Source organism: Thiofaba sp. EF100 (genome assembly GCF_039822285.1).
In the GTDB taxonomy this organism is placed as follows: Bacteria; Pseudomonadota; Gammaproteobacteria; order Halothiobacillales; family Halothiobacillaceae; genus Thiofaba.
Genome location: NZ_JBAJEY010000007.1, coordinates 47,510 through 63,740 on the forward strand (window position 1 = coordinate 47,510; position 16,231 = coordinate 63,740).

Here is a 16,231-nt window from a genome sequence, read left to right on the forward strand (position 1 = left end):
TGACCACCCTCTCCCCTACCCCTCCCCCTCAAGGGGGAGGTAAGAACCCTTTATTCAGGGCTTTCTCAGGCGAAGTAGTCCACGTTCTGGCCAAGGTTCGGCGGATTGGCCGCCGGGTTCGGCTGCGGCGGGATCGCCTGGATCAATTGGGCTGCGGTCTGCTCCTGAATCTCCATGGCCTTTTTCTGCATGGCGATGTCCACGGACTGCAGCATGCGGGCGGTCGAGACATCCGTGGCGTAAGCGGTGAGGTTGTTGGTCTCCACGGTTTCTCTCCATCAAGAGCTGAATTAATTAGAGCATAGCGTAGTTCAGGGGCCGAGAAACCAGTGATCCCCTCAACCCGCCAGCTTGAGCACGATCACCCCGGAGAGGATCAGGATCACCCCGAGATAACGCATAAGGCTGGCCGGCTCGCCAAAGAACGCCATGCCCACGAGGAAGGTCCCCGCCGCGCCCAGGCCGGTCCACACCGCGTAGGCCGTGCCGATCGGGATCTCACGCTGCGCCAGCCAGAGAAAGATGCCACTCAGGATAATGCACACCAGGGCCACACCCAGCCCGATCCAGCGCAGGCCGGGCAGGGTGGAGAGCTTGTAGCCGACCGGCCAGCCGATCTCGAACAGGGCGGCAATCAAGAGGTAGGCCCAGCTCATGCGCGCTGTCCCGGGCAGGCAAGATCGCGCTGGCCAGTACGGCTGCGCTCGAGGCGCGCGGCGCGCAGCTCGGTCAGCGGGCGCAGCTCACCCAGGCCGCCTGCGGCACGCCACTGCATCTCGGCCACCAGAGAGAGGGCGATGGCCGCCGTCTCCTGCCCACCCAGGTCAAGCCCAGCCGGGGCTGACACGCGCGCAAGCAGGGCGGAATCTTCCAGCCGCCGGGCCACCTGCTCGAGCACGCCCTCGGCCCGCCGGGCCGAGGCCACCAGAAAGACCCGCTCTGCGCCGGCACGTAGCAGGGCCTCGACCGACTCCGGGTCGCCCTCATGTCCACGTGCGATGACGGCAAAGGTGTGGGCAGGCAAGGGTTCGGGCGCTTCGCTGAACACCCGGGCCACCGTGCGCGTACCCGCGGGCCAGGCGTGCTCGCCCACGTCCCGCTCCCACACCGTCAGCGGCCAGCCCATGGCCGCGACGAAGGCCGCAAGCGTGCGGGCCACGGCCCGGCTGCCGAGAATCACCACCTGGGGGACAACGGGTTCGCTCACGAACGGCTCCAGTGACGTGAAGAAAGATCGCAGGCCGCCTATCCTCTCAACAAGCCCGCCCGAGGAAAAGACCATGACGCCGCCTGACGATGCATCCTTCCTGCGCGAGGCCATCCAGCTTGCCACCGCCTCGGTCGCGGCGGGCGGCGGGCCGTTTGGCGCCGTCATCGTGCGCCAGGGGCAGGTGGTCGGGCGCGGACAGAATACGGTCACCCGCGACTGCGACCCCAGCGCCCACGCCGAGGTGAACGCCATCCGCGCGGCCGCACGCACCCTTGCTCGCCCCCACCTCGACGACTGCGTGCTGTATACCAGCTGCGAGCCCTGTCCCATGTGCCTGGCCACCAGCCTGTGGGCGCATATCCCGCGCATCGTCTACGCCGCCAGCCACGAAGAGGCCACCCGCGCCGGCTTCGACGACACCCCCATCGCCCTTACCCTCTACGGCGCTCCCTCCCCCGCCGCCTGCACCTGCCTGCACCACCATCCTCTGCCCGAAGCCGCCCAGCCCTTCGATGCCTGGCTGGCGAAGCAGGACCGCGTGCCCTATTGACGCTCACCCCCGTCCACTGCAGCCTTGACTCCATGGCTCATCGCCGCGACACGCGGCTCCCACGGGTCACGCGAGGCGTCGTAGGAGCGCCGCCCTCGGCGCGACCTGGTCGGCAGATCGGCCCGAGGACGGGCCTCCTACGAAACTGCTGCGGGTGGGAGCGACGTGTCGCCGCGATAAGGGTCTGATGAGAACTCAACCTCCCCAAGCCATCACCTAACCTCCCTATGGAGCGCCCAACATGATCTCCCCGGCCCGCAAGGCCCTGGCCTTGATTCTCCTCACCGCGCTGGCCGCCTGCAAAGAGCCTGAAGCCCCCCGCGAGGTCATCCGCCCGGCCCAGGTCTGGACCGTGAGCGGACAGGCCGCGGCTGCGGCCACGGCCTACTCCGGCACCGTGCAGGCCCGGCATGAGGCTGCGCTTGGCTTTCGCATCCCAGGCAAGGTCAGTGAGCGCCGGGTCGAGCTTGGCAGCCATGTGCAGGCCGAGCAGGTGCTGGCGCGGCTGGACACCCGCGACCTCGATCTGCAACTCGCAAGCCACCGCGCAAACCTTGCGGCGGCGGAGGCTGAACTCACCCAGGCCCGCAACGAACTGGCGCGCCTGAAGCCGTTGTACGCGCAGAAGTTCATCGGCAAATCGGCCCTCGACCAGGCCCAGGCCGCCTTCGATGCCGCCACCGCGCGGGTGAGCTCCGCCCGTGCCCAAGTCAGCCTGGCCGAAAACCAGGCGCAGTACACCCAGCTTCTGGCCGACCGGCCGGGCATCATCACCCGCGTCGCGGCCGAGGTCGGCCAGGTGGTGGCCGCAGGGCAGCCGGTGTTCAGCGTGGCCTACGATGGCGAGCGCGAGGTGCATGTGCGGGTCGGCGAGGCCACGGCCCAGGCCATGCCGGTGGGCACACCGCTCCAGGTACGGCTCGGGTCCGCGCCCGAGCCGCTGCGCGACGGCCAGGTGCGCGAGATCGCCCCCGCCCTGGACGCCACACGCAGCGTGCTGGTGAAGGTGGCCCTACCCGGTGCGCCACAGGATCTGCGCCTTGGCCTCACTGCCGAAGTCCTCCTGCCCGCTGCGCGGGGTGAGGCCACCCACTGGCTGCCCGCCTCGGCCCTGTTCCAGCAGGGGACCTCCACCGCCGTCTGGGTACTGGACGCGAACGAGCGGGTGACCCTGCACGCGATCGAGGTCTTGGCCTTTCGCGAGGACGGCCTCCTGGTGCGCGGCCTGACCGAAGGTGCGCGCGTCGTAGCCGCCGGGGTGCATAGGCTGAGTGAGGGCCAGACCGTCCGCCCGGTGCCCTACGATGGCCCGTTCAAAGGTCGCACCCCATGAAGGGCTTCAACCTCTCCGACTGGGCGCTGCGTCACCCGAGCTTCGTGCTCTACCTGATGCTGTTGACCCTGGCATTGGGGGTGTTCAGTTACGGCAAGCTCGGCCAGTCGGAAGACCCGCCGTTTACCTTCAAGGTCATGCTGGTCAAGGTCGCCTGGCCCGGGGCCACGGCGCGCGAGATGGAACAGCAGGTGGTGGATCGGATCGAGAAGGTCATCCTCGAGACCGAGCACGTGGACATCGTGCGCAGCTTCTCCCGCCCCGGCGAGGCCAACATCTTCGTCATGGCCAAGGACAGCGCCCCCTCAATGGCCATGCCGGGGATGTTCTACGACATCCGCAAACGGGTCGGCGACCTCCGCGCGAGCCTGCCGGAGGGGGTGCAGGGGCCATTCTTCAACGACGAGTTCGGCGACACCTTTGGCAACATCTTCGCCCTCACCGGCGATGGCTTCAGCCCCGCCCAGCTGCGGGATGCGGCCGACGCCATCCGCAAGGAACTGCTGCGCGTCCCGGATGTGGCCAAGGTGCTGATCCTGGGCGAGCAGAAGGAGCGGGTGTTCATCGAGCTCTCCAACAGCCGGCTCGCCAACCTCGGCTTCTCCGTGCCGCAGCTCATCGAGGTGCTGCGTGGGCAGAACGTCATCGCCGCCACGGGGGCCTACCACACCCCGACCGACCGCATCTTCGTGCGCCCCGACGGGGCGTTCCGCACCCTCGATGACCTGCGCGAGCTGCCGATCCGCATCGACGGCCACACCCTGCGCCTGGGCGAGGTGGCCGAGATCAAACGCGGCTACGAGGATCCGCCCCCCGCCCTGTTCCGCTTCATGGGCGAGCCGGCCCTCGGCATCGGCGTGGCCATGCGCAAGGGCGGGGATGTGATCGCCCTTGGCCGCGCCCTGGAGGCGGCCATGGCGCGGATCGAACAGCAGCTGCCGGTGGGCATGGCGCTGCATCGGGTCAACGACCAGCCGGCGGCCGTCAAGCGCTCGATCAACGAGTTCCTCAAGGTGGTCGCCGAGGCCGTGGTGATCGTGCTGGCGGTGAGCTTTCTGAGCCTCGGCCTGCGCGCAGGGCTGGTGGTGGCCCTGTCCATCCCGCTGGTGCTGGCCGGCACCTTCCTGGTCATGCACCTGTTCGACATCGGCCTGCACAAGATCTCGCTCGGCTCCCTGATCCTCGCCCTGGGGTTGTTGGTGGACGATGCGATCATCGCGGTGGAGATGATGGCGGTGAAGATGCACGAGGGCATGGAGCGGATGAAGGCGGCGAGCTTCGCCTACACCACCACCGCCTTCCCGATGCTGACCGGCACCCTGATCACCGCGGCGGGCTTTCTGCCGATCGCCCTGGCGCAGTCCTCGGTGGGCGAGTTCACCCGCTCGATCTTCCAGGTGGTGACCATCGCCCTGCTGCTCTCCTGGCTGGCCGCGGTCATCGTCATCCCCTACCTTGGCTACCATCTGCTGGCGGAGCGCGGCGCGGCCAGGCGCCCGCCCGGCCCCATCGGCCGTTGGCTTGCGCCCATCACCACGGCCCAGCACGCCCTCGCCGAGCGCTTCCTCGCCCGCTTCCGCCGCCTGATCGAGGCCTGTGTGCGGCACCCTGTGCGGGTGATCGTGCTTACCGTGGCCGCCTTTATCGGCTCCATCGGCCTGTTTGGCCTGGTCGAGAAGCAATTCTTCCCCGACGCCACCCGGCTGGAGCTGATCGTCGACCTCAAGCTGCCGGAGGGCGCGTCGCTGGCGGCCACCCAGGCGGTCAGCCACAAGCTCGAAGGCTTCCTTGCCACCCAGCGCCAGCACATCGACAACTACGTGGCCTACGTGGGTGAAGGCTCGCCGCGCTTCTACCTGCCGCTTGACCAGCAGCTGCCCGACATCGGCTTCGCCCAGTTCGTCATCACCACCAAGAGCATTCCCGACCGGGAGGCCCTGCGCGGCAAGCTGATCACCCTGCTCGATGAGGGCAGCGAGTTTGCCGCGGTGCGCGGGCGGGTGATCCGTCTGGAGAACGGCCCCCCGGTCGGCTACCCGGTGCAGTTCCGCGTCTCGGGCGACGACCTTGGGCAGCTGCGCAAGATCGCCGAAGAGGTGGCGGCGGTGATGCGCGCCCACCCTCACCTGGTGAATGTGCATCTGGACTGGACCGAACGGGTGAAGGGCATCGTGCTGAAGATCGACACGCCCCAGGCCATCAGTCTCGGCCTCACCCGCGCGCAGATCGCCCAGGCCGTGCAGCAGGCCCTCAACGGCATCCCCGTCGGCGAGTTCCGCGAGCGCGACCAGACCATCCCCATCCTGCTGCGCGGGGGCATGGAGGAGCGCGAGCGCCTAAGCCTCCTCGCCGGCCTGAACCTGCCGACCACCCAGGGCACCCGCGTGCCACTCTCCCAGGTCGCGCGTATCGAGTACGTGCCGGAGGAGGGCATCGTCTGGCACCGCAACCGCGTCCCGACCATCACCGTGCGCGGCGACATCTACACCCACATCCAGGCCCCGACCGTGACCGCCGAGATCGAGCCCCTGCTCGAACCGATCCGCGCCCGTCTGCCGCCCGGTTTCCGCATCGAGACCGGCGGCACGGTGGAGGAGAGCGCCAAGGGCAACGCCTCCATCGGCGCGAGTTTCCCGGTGTTCATCGTCGCCATGCTGACCCTGCTGATGATCCAGCTGCAAAGCCTGTCGCGCACCGCCATGGTGCTGGTGACCGCGCCCTTCGGCCTGATCGGCGTGGCGCTGTTCCTGCTTGTGTTCGACCGCCCGTTCGGCTTTGTCGCCATGCTCGGCACCATCGCCCTCTCGGGCATGATCATGCGCAACTCGGTGATCCTGGTGGACCAGATCGAGCGCAATATCCGCGAGGGCTTGGTGCCTCAGCAGGCGGTGATCGAGGCCGCCGTGCGTCGCTTCCGGCCCATCATGCTCACCGCCCTGACCGCCATCCTGGCCATGATCCCGCTCTCGCAGAGCGTGTTCTTCGGCCCCATGGCGGTGGCGATCATGGGCGGCCTGTTCGTCGCCACCGTGCTGACCCTGCTGTTCCTGCCGGCGCTGTACACGGTCTGGTTCAGGACGGTGAAGGGGCGCGCGGCGTTTGCCGGCGAGACGGCCTGATCGTCTGGAACCCGGAGGGAGGCGGACCGTCCAATGGGCATTCAACCGATCCTGATGGCATGGCAATCATCCCTCCCAAGCCGCCGCGCGGGCGCGGCGCCCTCTCCAACCCGGACAACCGCTACAGCGCGTACTCCAGCACGCTGGAAGACGACGGCTGGGGGCTGCTCGACGCCCTGAGCGAAGAACCCGGACCGACCACCACGCTTGGGATCGACACCGCGCGCAGCGTGATCAGCTTCAACCAGTCGCCCGACGTCGGCTTCGACCGCTCGGTGAACCCCTACCGCGGCTGCGAGCATGGCTGCGTGTACTGTTTCGCCCGCCCAACCCATGCCTATCTTGGCCTATCGCCCGGCCTCGATTTCGAGACCCGCCTGTTCCACAAGCCGGACTCGCCCATGCTGCTGCGCAAGGAGCTGTCGAAACCTGGCTACCGCTGCCAGCCACTCGCGCTTGGCATCAACACCGACGGCTGGCAGCCGGTCGAGCGCCGCACCCAACTGACGCGCCGCGTGCTGGAGGTGCTGGAGGATTTCGGTCATCCGGTGTCGATCGTCACCAAGTCCGCACTGATCGAGCGTGATCTCGACATCCTCGCCCGCATGGCGCAGCGCAACCTGGTGCAGGTGATGCTGTCGATCACCACCCTGGATGACGAGCTGTGCCGGCGCATGGAACCGCGCGCGGCGCGCCCGGAGCGCCGACTCGCGGCCATCGCCCGCCTGCGCGAGGCTGGAGTGCCGGTCGGGGTGCTGGTGGCGCCCGTCATCCCCGCGCTGACCGACCACGAGCTGGAGGCCATCCTCGAACGCAGCCGCGAGGCGGGCGCCGAGAGCGCAGGCTATGTCCTGCTGCGCCTGCCGCACGACTTGGAGGGGCTGTTCGCGGAGTGGTTGCAGACGCACGCCCCGCTGCGCGCGGAGCATGTCTGGTCACGCCTGCGTGAGATGCGCGGCGGAAAGGCCTATCAGTCCGCGTTCGGCGAACGCATGGCCGGCCGTGGACTGTGGGCGGAGCTGTTGCGCAAGCGCTTCGACATCGCCCGCCGCCGGCTCGGCTTCGGGCACCTGCCGCCGCTGGACGTCTCACACTTCAGGGTGCCGGACACGACAGGACAGATGGGGCTGTTCGAATAAGACTGGCAAGGCGGCCTTACAACCGGTCGCGGAAGTCCCGCAGGGTGAAGCCCGCAAGCGGGCCGTCCACGCCTTGGCCCAGGGCGATGACCTTGAAGCGCTCGCCCATCTCGCCCGGCATCATCAGGGTCTTGAAGCCCTGCGCCAGACGCAGCTGCTCGGCCTCACCCCCAGCCTTGGCGAAGGCCTGCTCGTAGACCTCGGCCAGGCCGCAGCCGAGCAGGAAATGCGCCTGCATGGTGTAGCCGAGCACCGCGAGCCCTGCATCCTGTGCTGCAGCCGCGACGCGGGAGAAGTCCACCCAGGCGGTGATGTCCTGCAGCCCCGGGTGGAGCAGCGGGTCGTCATGCGCATGGTGGCGCAGGTGGCAGCGCAGGGTGCCCATCCAGCGCTCCCGGGCGTACAGCTCGCTCCGACTACCGCCGTAGTCGAACAGCAAGGCGACGCCCTGCCGCAGGGTATGGGCGAGGCCCGCGACCCAGCCCGGCAGCTCCGGATGGAACTCGACCCGGTAACCGGGTGGGAAGGACTCGCCGCGGCTGGCCTCGATCTCGGCCAGCACGGCACGGTCCGCGTCCAGCGCCGGCAGGCGGGTCCAGGCCAGCCTGCCCTCCTCCAGCGTCACGCCCAGGCGCACCGGCCCCTCCCCGCCGACCTCGAGGATGCGCACCGGCAGGGCGTCGAGCACCTCGTTGCCGACGATGACGCCGGTGAAGTCCTCGGGCCAGGCCTCGAGCCACTCCACCCGTTCGAGCAGGTGCGGGGCTGACGCCTCAAGGCGCTCGCGCTGCACCGTACGCAGGCTCGCAGAGAGATCCAGGATCAGGTAGCGCGCAGGCAGGCAACCGAGCCGCTCCAGCTCGAGCAGAAGCTCGACCGCAAGCCTTCCGGACCCGGCGCCGAACTCCAGCACGTCGCCTGCTCCAAGCCGCTCCAGCACCTCCGCCACCTGCCGCGCCAGGGCTCGGCCGAACAGCGGCGAGACCTCGGGAGCGGTAACGAAGTCCCCTGCCGCGCCGAACTTCGGCAGTCCCGCCGCGTAGTACCCCAGCCCCGGCGCGTACAGCGCCTCGCGCATGAAGTCGGCGAAATCCAGCGCCCCTCCTGCCGCCTCGATGCGGCCTTGCAGGTGCTTGAGCACCTGCTCGCCGTGCGCCAAGACCTCGGGCGGGAGGGGGGGCAACCCATCGTTCCGCCGCGCACGCGGAGTCTCGCACCTCACAGCCGGCTGCCCCGCTCGATCTGTACGCCCACCCCGGCTGCGCCCTTCACCGCCCCCGGCTTGGTCACGCGCACGCGAACCCAGGGGCTGCCGAATTCGTCCCGCACGATCGCGGCGACCTGCTCGGCCAAGGTCTCGACCAGCAGGAAGCGACTCTCACCGACGAACTGGATCAGGCGCTTGGAGACTTGCTTGTAGTCCAGCGCGCGGGCAATGTCGTCATGCTCGGCCGGGGCACGATTGTCCCAGGCCATGTCCAGGTCCAGGCGCACGGTCTGCGGGGTCACCCGCTCCCAGTCATAGATGCCGATGATGGTTTCGATGCGCAGATCGGAGATGAAGACGATGTCCATGCGTTGGCCTTGCTCGGGTCTTGACGACGCGGCTCACTATACCGGCCGCAAAAAAATAGATCACTGTTTGCCGGAGCCCCCTTGACACCCCCGCGGAACCCTCTAAAATGCGCATCCACTGATTGCCTAGGTGGCGAAATTGGTAGACGCACTAGTTTCAGGTACTAGCGGGTAACACCGTGGAGGTTCGAGTCCTCTCCTAGGCACCAAAGATTTCGGAAAGCGATCTGATCGGTTTCCCAAATGACCAGACGACCCGGCCCTGCCGGGTTTCGATTTCAGGCGCGTAGCTCAGCTGGTTAGAGCACCACCTTGACATGGTGGGGGTCGTTGGTTCGATTCCAATCGCGCCTACCAATTCCGGGCGCAGCCAAGGCTGCGCCCTTTTCGTTTGTGCGGCATGCCTGCCGCGCAGGCGTCCTTTGTGTGTTACGCGGCCCGTGGTAGGGGTCGCCACTGAACCGAGGAACTCGACATGCCGAACATCACCCTTCCCGATGGCTCCCAGCGCCAGTTCGACCACCCCATCAGCCTGATGGACATTGCCGTAAGCATCGGCCCGCGTCTGGCCAAGGCCTGCGTGGCAGCCGAGGTGGATGGCCGCCTGATGGACATGAGCCGCGTCATCAGCCACGACGCCACGGTGCGCTTCCTCACCCCCAAGGATGCGGAAGGGGTGGATGTGATCCGCCACTCCACCGCCCACCTGCTGGCGCAGGCGGTCAAGCAGCTCTACCCTCAGGCGCAGGTGACCATCGGCCCGGTGATCGAGAACGGCTTTTACTACGATTTCGCCATCGAGCCGCCCTTCACCACCGACGACCTCGAGAAGATCGAGGCCCGCATGCACGAACTGGCGAAGGCCGATCAGCCCCTGTCGCGCCAGGTGATGAGCCGCGACGAGGCCGTGGCGTACTTCAAGGGCCTCGGTGAGCACTACAAGGCGGAGATCATCGAGTCCATCCCGGCCAACGAGGAGCTCTCGCTCTACACCCAGGGTGATTTCACCGACCTGTGCCGCGGCCCGCATGTGCCCTCCACCGGCCATCTTGGTGCCTTCAAGCTGACCAAGGTCGCCGGCGCCTACTGGCGGGGCGACTCCAAGAACGCCATGCTCTCCCGCATCTACGGCGTCGCCTTCGCCAGCAAGAAGGAGCTGGACGAGTACCTGCACCGCATGGAGGAGGCCGAGAAGCGCGACCATCGCCGCATCGGCAAGCAGCTCGACCTGTTCCACTTCCAGGAAGAGGCGCCGGGCATGGTGTTCTGGCACGACAAGGGCTGGCGTCTGTTCCGCCAGGTGGAAGGCTTCATGCGCAACCACCTTGCCAGGTACGACTACCTCGAGGTCAACACCCCGCAGGTGCTCGACCGCTCACTGTGGGAGAAATCCGGCCACTGGGACAAGTTCGGCCACATGATCTTCGCCACCCACACCGAGGGGCGCGACTACGCGATCAAGCCGATGAACTGCCCCGGCCATGTGCAGGTGTACAACCAGGGCCTGAAGAGCTACCGCGACCTGCCCTTCCGCATCGCGGAGTTCGGCACCGTGCACCGCAACGAGCCGTCCGGCACCCTGCACGGGCTGATGCGCGCGCGCCGCTTCACCCAGGACGATGCGCACGTGTTCTGCACCGAGGACCAGCTGCAGACCGAGGTCGCCTCGCTGATCGAGCAGACCTTCGACGTCTACAGCACGTTCGGCTTCACCGACATCACCATGGCCCTCTCCACCCGCCCGGAGCAGCGCGTAGGCGCGGATGAGCTGTGGGACAAGGCCGAGGACGCCCTGGCCAAGTCGCTCGAGGCCAAGGGTCTGGACTACCGCCTGCAGCCGGGCGAGGGCGCCTTCTACGGCCCGAAGATCGAGTTCACCCTCAAAGACTGCATCGGCCGCAACTGGCAGTGCGGCACCATCCAGGTCGACTTCTCCATGCCCGGTCGCCTGGGCGCCGAATACGTGGCCGAGGACGGCAGCAAGAAGACCCCGGTCATGGTGCACCGCGCCATCCTCGGCAGCCTGGAGCGGTTTGTGGGCATCCTGATCGAGCACTACGCAGGCCAGTTCCCGCTCTGGCTTGCTCCCGAGCAGGTGGCGGTCATGGGCATCACCGACCGGCAGGCCCCGTTCGTGCAGGAAGTCGAGAAGACCCTGCGCGCCGCAGGCTTCCGCGCCCGCGCGGATTTGCGCAACGAGAAGATCGGCTTTAAAATCCGCGAATTAACTTTGCAGCGCATCCCCTACCTCGTAGTAATTGGGGATCGCGAAGTGGAACAGCGTCAGGTCTCTGTCCGCACGCGTAGCGGCGAGGATCTCGGCAGCATGGGCCTGGATGACTTCATTGCCAGACTGCGTGAGGAAGTCGACCGGCGCCATTGATGCGACGCTGGCTTGATCAATGACTTGAGGATACCGACATCGCTTTTGCACCTCCTGGGCGTGAGAAAAAAGACGACGAACCACGCCTGAACTCGGAAATTACTGCCCGTGAAGTCCGCCTGATCGATGCCGAAGGCAACCAGGTGGGCATTGTCTCCCGCTATGAAGCACTGCGCATGGCGGAAGAGGCAGAGCTTGACCTGGTCGAGATTTCGCCGCAGGCCCAGCCGCCCGTGTGCAAGATCATGGACTTCGGCAAGTTCCGCTATCAGCAGCAGAAGAAGGCTTCCGAGGCCAAGAAGAAGCAGAAGGTGATCGAGGTCAAGGAAGTCAAGTTCCGTCCTGGCACCGAAGAAGCTGACTACCAGGTCAAGATGCGCAACGTGGTGCGTTTCCTGGAAGAAGGCAACAAGGCCAAGATCACCCTCCGCTTCCGCGGGCGCGAGATGGCCCACCAGGACATCGGCATGCAGATGTATGACCGCATCGAGAAGGACCTCGGCGACCTAGCCATTGTCGAGCAGCGCCCCAAGCTCGAGGGGCGGCAGATGGTGATGGTGGTCGCCCCGCGCAAGCATTGATCGTGCAGGCCGAGGCGATGCCCCCGACGCCCCTCCCGAGGGGCGTCTCATTTTTGGATGACCCGGAACGCCGTTTGACGGCCATCCGGATCTCGTCAGGCCGGTGAACCCCGGCCGACCCGGTGCTCCGCCCTGCGGACACCCCGGGCCTTTGGCCCAGCCCTGCAGCGCTGACGCTCCGGCGCCACGGGATTTTGAAACACTGAAACTGGAGTCGTAAACGATGCCCAAGATCAAGAGCAACAGCGGCGCGGCCAAGCGCTTCAAGAAGACCGCCTGCGGCTTCAAGCGCAAGTCCGCCTTCAAGCGCCACATCCTGACCAAGAAGAGCAGCAAGACCAAGCGCCAGCTCGGCGCCCCGGTCTACGTCCACGAGAGCGACGTCAAGCAGCTCGTTCGCATGCTGCCCTACGCCTGATTACTGGCCTTAGTTAAGGAGACCACACCATGGCACGAGTCAAACGTGGCGTCATCGCCCGCGCCAAGCACAAGAAGATCCTCGCCAAGGCCAAAGGCTACTACGGCGCCCGCTCGCGTACGTTCCGCGTCGCCAAGCAGGCCGTCATCAAGGCCGGCCAGTACGCCTACCGCGACCGCCGTCAAAAGAAGCGCCAGTTCCGCAGCCTGTGGATCGTGCGCATCAATGCCGAGGCCCGCAACAACGGCCTGTCCTACAGCCGCCTGATGAACGGCCTGAAGAAGGCGTCCATCGAGATCGACCGCAAGGTCCTGGCGGACATCGCCGTGCACGACAAGGCGGCCTTTGCGGCCCTGGCCGAGCAGGCCAAGGCAGCCCTCGCCGCCTGAGCCCGGCACACGTTCGCATGCAAGAGGGGGCGGCCTTAGGGCCTCCCCTTTTTTGTCTGTCCCTCGTGGGTTGATGAAAAACTCCGGTTCACCTTGGCGTTTTCCATCAATCCATGCCTGCTGAAGGTCGCCTGCATGACCGTCGATACGAGTATTGATCCGAACACACTTCACGCGGCCATCGACACCGCGCTGCCCGAGATCGAAGCGAGCACGGAGCTCGCCACGCTGGATGCCATCCGCGTCCGTTTCCTCGGCAAGAAGGGCCTGCTCACCGAGGCCATGAAGGGCCTGGGCAAGCTGCCCCCCGAGGAGAAGCGCACCCAGGGGGCGGCCCTCCACGCCCTGCGCCAAAAAATCGAGCAGGCGCTCGAGGCGCGCAGGCAGGCGCTCGAGGCGGAACAGCTGACCCAGCGCCTGGCCAGCGAGGCGGTGGACATCACCCTGCCCGGCCGCCGTCAGGCCATGGGCAGCCTGCACCCGGTCACCCTTACCCTGCGCCGCATCGAGGCCCTGCTTGGCCAGCTTGGCTTTACCGTGGCCGAGGGCCCGGAGGTGGAGGATGACTTCCACAACTTCACCGCGCTCAACATCCCCGAGAGCCACCCGGCGCGGGCGATGCACGACACCTTCTACTTCGACGCCCACACCCTGCTGCGCACCCACACCTCGCCGGTGCAGATCCGGGCGATGGAGCAGCAGCAACCGCCGCTGCGGATCATCGCCCCCGGCCGGGTCTACCGCTGCGACTCCGATGCCACCCACTCGCCCATGTTCCACCAGATCGAGGGGCTGTGGGTGGATGAGAGCATCACCTTCGCCCACCTGAAGGGGGTGGTGCAGGAGTTTCTGCGCCGCTTCTTCGAGCGCGATGATTTGACCGTGCGCTTCCGCCCCTCCTTCTTCCCCTTCACCGAGCCCTCGGCCGAGATGGACATGAGCTGGGGTGACGGCTGGCTGGAGATCGGCGGCTGCGGCATGGTGCATCCCAACGTGCTGGCCGCGGTCGGGATCGATGCCGAGCGTTACCAGGGCTTCGCCTTCGGCCTGGGCATCGAACGCCTGACCATGCTGCGCTACGGCATCGACGATCTGCGCCTGTTCTTCGAGAACGACCTGCGCTTCCTCGAACAGTTCGCCTAAGAGACCCCACCATGCGTTTTTCCGAACACTGGCTGCGCGCGTGGGTCAACCCCGCGCTCTCCGCCGAACAACTCGGCGCCCAGCTGACCATGGCCGGCCTGGAGCTGGATGCCCTGGAACCCGCCGCCCCCCCCTTCTCGGGCGTGGTGGTGGCCCGCATCCTCAAGGCCGAGCCGCATCCGGACGCCGACAAGCTGCGCGTCTGCCAGGTCGATGACGGCTCAGGCCAGCCCGTGCAGGTCGTGTGTGGCGCGCCGAATGCGCGCGCCGGCCTGATGGCCGCCTTCGCCCGCGTGGGCGCCCAGCTGCCGGGAGGGCTGGCCATCAAGCAGGCCAAGCTGCGTGGCGTCGAGTCCTTCGGCATGTTGTGCGGCGCGGACGAGCTCGGCCTGGCCGGCTACCCCGATGGCCTGCTCGAACTGCCGGCGGACGCCCCGGTGGGCGAGGATCTGCGCACCTACCTCGACCTCGATGACCATGTCATCGAGCTCGGCATGACCCCCAACCGTGGGGACTGCCTGAGCATCCTCGGCCTTGCGCGCGAGACGGCGGCGCAGAACGGCCTGCCCTTGGGGGGCCCCACCCTGGCCCCCGTGCCGGCTCGCAGTGACGCCGCCGTGCGCGTGACCCTCAGCGCCCCTGCGGCCTGTCCGCGCTACTGCGCCCGCGTCATCGAGGGCCTGGCGACGGACGCGACCACCCCGCTGTGGATGAGCGAGCGCCTGCGCCGCTGTGGCCTGCGTCCGATCCACCCGATCGTGGACGTGACCAACTACGTCATGCTGGAACTCGGCCAGCCGCTGCACGCCTTCGACCTCGACCGCCTGCAGGGCGGTCTTGAGGTCCGTCTGGCCCGCGCGGGTGAGAGCCTGACCGCACTGGATGGCAAAACCCTGAACCTCGAAGCTGACATGCTGGTGATCGCCGATGGCCAAGGCCCGGTCGCCCTCGCCGGCATCATCGGCGGCAAGGATTCCGGGGTGCGAGCCGGCACCACCCGCATCGTACTGGAGAGCGCCTACTTCAGCCCCGAGGCCCTGGCCGGCCGCGCCCGCCGCCTGGGCCTGCACACCGATGCCGCGCACCGCTTCGAGCGCGGCACCGACCCGGAACTCCCGCGCACCGCCATCGAGCGGGCCACGGAACTGCTCTGCGAGCTGTTCGGTGGCACCCCGGGCCCGGTGGTCGAGGTTAGCCACCCCGAGCACCTGCCCACGCGCCGCCCGATCCTGCTGCGGCGTGCCCGTATCGAGCGCCTGCTCGGCTTCACCCTGACCGATGCCGAGGTGGAGGGCATCCTCACCCGCCTCGGCATGCAGCTCACGCCGGTTGGAGAAGGCTGGAGCGTGATCGCCCCCAGCCACCGCCACGACATCGCCATCGAGGTCGACCTGATCGAGGAGTTGGCCCGTCTGCACGGCTACGACAAGCTGCCGGCCCGCCTGCCCAGCGCCGAGTTGGCCATCCAGCCCCGTCCGGAGCAGCGCCTGGGGCTGGATGCGCTGCGCGAGCGCCTGGTGACCCTCGGCTACCGCGAGGTGATCACCTACAGCTTCGTCGACACCCCGCTGCTCGAGAAGCTGACCCCGCACCAGCCCCCGCTGGTGCTGGCCAATCCCATCTCCAGCGAGATGGCGGCCATGCGCACCACCCTGTGGGCCGGGCTGATCCACACCCTGCGCCACAACCTCAACCGCCAGCAGGAGCGCGTGCGCATCTTCGAGAGCGGCCTGCGCTTCGTGCAGGGCGAGGACGGGCTCAAGCAGGAGCCGATGTTCGCCGGCCTCGTGTACGGTGATGCACTGCCGGAGCAGTGGGGCGAGAAAGCGCGCCGGGCCGACTTCTTCGACCTCAAGGGCGACCTCGAGGCCCTGCTCGAATTCGGCGGGCTGCAGCGCCGGGTGCAATGGACCCGCGCCAACCACCCTGCCCTGCACCCGGGCTTGTCCGCCCGCCTCCTGCTCGATGGCGAGGAGCTCGGTTGGGCGGGCGTGCTGCATCCGAGCCTGGAGAAGGCGCTCGATCTTCCCGGCCAGGTCCTGCTGTTCGAACTGCACCAGGCCCTCCTGCTGCAGCGCCGCGTACCGCGCTACCAGGCCGTGTCGCGTTTCCCGGTCATCCGTCGCGACCTTGCCCTGTTGGTGCCGGAGGCGGTGAGCTCAGCCGAGGTGCTGACCTGCCTGCGCGAGGAGGCACCGGTCTTCCTGCGCGAGGTCGAGGTGTTCGACGTCTACCGTGGCCAAGGCGTACCCAATACTTTCGCAAGCATCGCTATCCGCTTGATTTTGCAGGACAATGAGCGCACTCTTGGCGACATCGACGTGGACCATCTGATCGCGGCGATGCTCGCCCGGCTGCAGTCCCGTTTTGGCATCACCCTGAGGACGTAAC

General features: G+C 67.4%; 15 protein-coding genes and 2 tRNA genes. 12 read left to right on the forward strand and 5 right to left on the reverse strand.

Annotated features, from left to right (window positions below):
* Nucleotides 1-65: 65 nt before the first annotated feature.
* The 3 genes from V6D91_RS11050 to V6D91_RS11060 all read right to left on the reverse strand — a co-directional run bounded on the left by V6D91_RS11050 (nucleotide 66) and on the right by V6D91_RS11060 (nucleotide 1,207).
* Nucleotides 66-266, reverse strand: a complete 201-nt coding sequence (locus V6D91_RS11050) for a YjfB family protein (RefSeq protein WP_347320493.1) — start codon at nucleotides 264-266, stop codon at nucleotides 66-68.
* Between the two features lie 72 nt (nucleotides 267-338).
* Nucleotides 339-656, reverse strand: a complete 318-nt coding sequence (locus tag V6D91_RS11055) for a multidrug efflux SMR transporter (RefSeq protein WP_347320495.1) — start codon at nucleotides 654-656, stop codon at nucleotides 339-341.
* Nucleotides 653-1,207: an XdhC family protein gene (locus tag V6D91_RS11060; protein ID WP_347320497.1), complete on the reverse strand. Its 555-nt coding sequence runs from the start codon at nucleotides 1,205-1,207 to the stop codon at nucleotides 653-655. Before V6D91_RS11060 ends, V6D91_RS11055 begins: the two co-directional genes overlap by 4 nt.
* A gap of 73 nt (nucleotides 1,208-1,280) precedes the next feature.
* Between V6D91_RS11060 and V6D91_RS11065 the strand changes: the two genes are divergently transcribed.
* From V6D91_RS11065 to V6D91_RS11080, 4 genes are all read left to right on the forward strand, one after another.
* Nucleotides 1,281-1,760, forward strand: coding sequence for a nucleoside deaminase (locus V6D91_RS11065; RefSeq protein ID WP_347320499.1), 480 nt, complete (start codon nucleotides 1,281-1,283; stop codon nucleotides 1,758-1,760).
* A 241-nt stretch (nucleotides 1,761-2,001) separates the two neighbouring features.
* Nucleotides 2,002-3,093: an efflux RND transporter periplasmic adaptor subunit gene (locus tag V6D91_RS11070; protein ID WP_347320501.1), complete on the forward strand. Its 1,092-nt coding sequence runs from the start codon at nucleotides 2,002-2,004 to the stop codon at nucleotides 3,091-3,093.
* The gene (locus V6D91_RS11075) at nucleotides 3,090-6,212 is read left to right on the forward strand and encodes an efflux RND transporter permease subunit (protein WP_347320503.1); all 3,123 of its coding nucleotides are present in this window, start codon (nucleotides 3,090-3,092) and stop codon (nucleotides 6,210-6,212) included. Before V6D91_RS11070 ends, V6D91_RS11075 begins: the two co-directional genes overlap by 4 nt.
* 59 nt (nucleotides 6,213-6,271) lie before the next feature.
* Complete coding sequence (locus V6D91_RS11080; protein WP_347320505.1) at nucleotides 6,272-7,351, forward strand: PA0069 family radical SAM protein; 1,080 nt, start codon at nucleotides 6,272-6,274, stop codon at nucleotides 7,349-7,351.
* Nucleotides 7,352-7,367: 16 nt separating this feature from the next.
* Here V6D91_RS11080 and V6D91_RS11085 read toward each other — a convergent pair whose 3' ends face one another.
* Together V6D91_RS11085 and V6D91_RS11090 are read right to left on the reverse strand one after the other, a co-directional pair.
* Complete coding sequence (locus V6D91_RS11085) at nucleotides 7,368-8,534, reverse strand: SAM-dependent methyltransferase (protein ID WP_347320507.1); 1,167 nt, start codon at nucleotides 8,532-8,534, stop codon at nucleotides 7,368-7,370.
* A gap of 35 nt (nucleotides 8,535-8,569) precedes the next feature.
* Nucleotides 8,570-8,926 (reverse strand): dihydroneopterin aldolase, encoded by a 357-nt coding sequence (locus tag V6D91_RS11090; protein ID WP_347320509.1) that lies wholly within the window; start codon nucleotides 8,924-8,926, stop codon nucleotides 8,570-8,572.
* A gap of 124 nt (nucleotides 8,927-9,050) precedes the next feature.
* On the opposite strand from V6D91_RS11090, the gene V6D91_RS11095 reads away from it, so the two are divergent.
* The 8 genes from V6D91_RS11095 to pheT all read left to right on the forward strand — a co-directional run bounded on the left by V6D91_RS11095 (nucleotide 9,051) and on the right by pheT (nucleotide 16,230).
* A tRNA-Leu gene (locus tag V6D91_RS11095) sits at nucleotides 9,051-9,135 on the forward strand.
* Between the two features lie 71 nt (nucleotides 9,136-9,206).
* A tRNA-Val gene (locus V6D91_RS11100) sits at nucleotides 9,207-9,283 on the forward strand.
* Nucleotides 9,284-9,401: 118 nt separating this feature from the next.
* Nucleotides 9,402-11,309, forward strand: a complete 1,908-nt coding sequence (gene thrS, locus V6D91_RS11105; protein WP_347320511.1) for a threonine--tRNA ligase — start codon at nucleotides 9,402-9,404, stop codon at nucleotides 11,307-11,309.
* Between the two features lie 38 nt (nucleotides 11,310-11,347).
* Nucleotides 11,348-11,890 (forward strand): translation initiation factor IF-3, encoded by a 543-nt coding sequence (gene infC / locus V6D91_RS11110; RefSeq protein ID WP_347320598.1) that lies wholly within the window; start codon nucleotides 11,348-11,350, stop codon nucleotides 11,888-11,890.
* A 223-nt stretch (nucleotides 11,891-12,113) separates the two neighbouring features.
* Nucleotides 12,114-12,308, forward strand: coding sequence for a 50S ribosomal protein L35 (gene rpmI / locus V6D91_RS11115; RefSeq protein WP_347320513.1), 195 nt, complete (start codon nucleotides 12,114-12,116; stop codon nucleotides 12,306-12,308).
* 29 nt (nucleotides 12,309-12,337) lie between these two features.
* Complete coding sequence (gene rplT / locus V6D91_RS11120) at nucleotides 12,338-12,697, forward strand: 50S ribosomal protein L20 (protein ID WP_347320515.1); 360 nt, start codon at nucleotides 12,338-12,340, stop codon at nucleotides 12,695-12,697.
* 135 nt (nucleotides 12,698-12,832) lie between these two features.
* Nucleotides 12,833-13,840: a phenylalanine--tRNA ligase subunit alpha gene (pheS, locus tag V6D91_RS11125; RefSeq protein ID WP_347320517.1), complete on the forward strand. Its 1,008-nt coding sequence runs from the start codon at nucleotides 12,833-12,835 to the stop codon at nucleotides 13,838-13,840.
* A gap of 11 nt (nucleotides 13,841-13,851) precedes the next feature.
* On the forward strand, nucleotides 13,852-16,230 hold the full coding sequence (pheT, locus tag V6D91_RS11130) for a phenylalanine--tRNA ligase subunit beta (RefSeq protein WP_347320519.1): 2,379 nt from the start codon (nucleotides 13,852-13,854) through the stop codon (nucleotides 16,228-16,230).
* Nucleotide 16,231: the final 1 nt, after the last annotated feature.

Excerpts from the sequence above, each read along its gene's own strand:
- V6D91_RS11055 (WP_347320495.1), bottom strand. The coding sequence starts at position 656 with ATGAGCTGGGCCTACCTCTTGATTGCCGCCCTGTTCGAGATCGGCTGG.
- V6D91_RS11065 (WP_347320499.1), top strand. The coding sequence starts at position 1,281 with ATGACGCCGCCTGACGATGCATCCTTCCTGCGCGAGGCCATCCAGCTT.
- V6D91_RS11070 (WP_347320501.1), top strand. The coding sequence starts at position 2,002 with ATGATCTCCCCGGCCCGCAAGGCCCTGGCCTTGATTCTCCTCACCGCG.
- V6D91_RS11075 (WP_347320503.1), top strand. The coding sequence starts at position 3,090 with ATGAAGGGCTTCAACCTCTCCGACTGGGCGCTGCGTCACCCGAGCTTC.
- V6D91_RS11080 (WP_347320505.1), top strand. The coding sequence starts at position 6,272 with ATGGCAATCATCCCTCCCAAGCCGCCGCGCGGGCGCGGCGCCCTCTCC.
- V6D91_RS11090 (WP_347320509.1), bottom strand. The coding sequence starts at position 8,926 with ATGGACATCGTCTTCATCTCCGATCTGCGCATCGAAACCATCATCGGC.
- thrS (WP_347320511.1), top strand. The coding sequence starts at position 9,402 with ATGCCGAACATCACCCTTCCCGATGGCTCCCAGCGCCAGTTCGACCAC.
- rpmI (WP_347320513.1), top strand. The coding sequence starts at position 12,114 with ATGCCCAAGATCAAGAGCAACAGCGGCGCGGCCAAGCGCTTCAAGAAG.
- rplT (WP_347320515.1), top strand. The coding sequence starts at position 12,338 with ATGGCACGAGTCAAACGTGGCGTCATCGCCCGCGCCAAGCACAAGAAG.
- pheS (WP_347320517.1), top strand. The coding sequence starts at position 12,833 with ATGACCGTCGATACGAGTATTGATCCGAACACACTTCACGCGGCCATC.
- pheT (WP_347320519.1), top strand. The coding sequence starts at position 13,852 with ATGCGTTTTTCCGAACACTGGCTGCGCGCGTGGGTCAACCCCGCGCTC.